Annotated in this window: 1 protein-coding gene; it reads right to left on the reverse strand. The window is 61.2% G+C overall.

The genetic code is table 11. From position 1 onward, the window contains the following. Positions 1-1,313: S9 family peptidase (locus tag AC0L2K_RS34840; protein WP_473533641.1), on the reverse strand; the 1,313-nt coding region annotated here is incomplete at both ends.

Here is a 1,313-nt window from a genome sequence, read left to right on the forward strand (position 1 = left end):
GTGATCGGCACCAGGCACATAGACCATGTCGAAATCTTTTCCCGCCTTGATGAGTCGGTCGGCAAGCTGCAGCGAGGAGGACGGGTCGACATTGCGGTCCATTTCGCCCACGACGATCATCAGCTTGCCCCGCAGCCTGTAAGCATTGTCGATGGCGGAGGATTGGGAATATTCAATGCCGACTGGCCACCCCATCCACTGTTCGCTCCACCTGATCCTGTATATCCGGTTGTCGTAGCAGCCGCTGTTGGCGACCGCGACCTTATAGAATTCGGGATGGAAGAGCAGCGCGCCCACCGCGTTCTGGCCGCCTGCGGACCCGCCGAAAATGCCGACATTGGAGATATCGTACCACGGATACCTCGCGGCGGCCGCCTTGTGCCATAGAATGCGATCGGGAAAGCCTGCGTCCTTCAGATTTTTCCAGGCAACGTCATGAAAGGCGCGCGAGCGGTTGTTGGTACCCATGCCATCGATCTGCACAACGACGAAGCCCAGCTGCGTGAGCGGCTCTGTCCGCGTTGAGAAGGATTTCGGGACGCCGGAGCCCTGGGGCCCGGCATAGATTTTCTCCACCACCGGGTACTTCTTCTTCGGATCGAAATTGGCGGGCAGGTGGATCACGCCCCAAATATCAGTCTTGCCGTCGCGCCCCTTGGCGTGGAAGCTGAGTGGCGGCTGCCAGCCGGCGGCGACGAGCTCGGACATGTCGGCGGTCTCCACCTGCATGAGTTTGACATCGTCGCTGGCGCGGTAGAGCATCATGCGGGGCGGCAGATCGATGCGTGACCAGAGATCGACATAGTAGCGGCCGTCGGGAGAGAACTCGACATGGTGGTTGGCCGGCTCGGGCGTGAGCTCAGTCAGCCCCTCACCGTCGAAGCCGATGCGGTACGCATGGACGAAATAGGGGTCCTCCCCCGGGTTCCTCCCGCTCGCCTCGAACCAGATCTGGCGCTTGACCGGATCGACATGGTTGACCGCGCGGACCACCCACTCACCGCTGGTGATCTGGTTCTTGAGCGCGCCCGTCTGGCCGTCGAACAGGTACAGGTGCTCGTGCCCGTCGCGCTCGGACGCCCAGATGATCTCCTTCCCGTCGTCGACATCGTAACGAAAGATTTTCCCGGTACGGTACTGGTTCATCACCAGCGGCCGGTAATCAACGAAGGTCGTGCTGGTCTCTTCGATCAGCGAGCGTGCGCGGCCCGTGGCGGCGTCTACCTCGACCAGCCGATAGAGCTGATGCCCGCGCTGGTTATATTCGAAAGTGAAGCCGCGACCGTCTGCCCACCATTGGAGAGCGGAAAGTT

Source organism: Mesorhizobium sp. WSM4817 (assembly GCF_055811135.1).